Here is a 230-nt window from a genome sequence, read left to right on the forward strand (position 1 = left end):
AAACCGCATGCATACAAGCAGTGGGAGCCGACTTGTTCGGTGACTGCGTACCTTTTGTATAATGGGTCAGCGACTTACATTCAGTAGCAAGGTTAACCGTATAGGGGAGCCGTAGAGAAATCGAGTCTTAATAGGGCGTTTAGTTGCTGGGTGTAGACCCGAAACCAGGCGATCTATCCATGAGCAGGTTGAAGGTTGGGTAACACTAACTGGAGGACCGAACCCACTGT

Annotated in this window: 1 rRNA gene; it reads left to right on the forward strand. The window is 49.6% G+C overall.

The features are described from left to right. A 23S ribosomal RNA gene (locus tag NO346_RS14985) occupies positions 1-230 on the forward strand; the annotation flags it as partial.

This window comes from Acinetobacter sp. 5862, assembly GCF_024494585.1.
Lineage (GTDB): Bacteria > Pseudomonadota > Gammaproteobacteria > Pseudomonadales > Moraxellaceae > Acinetobacter.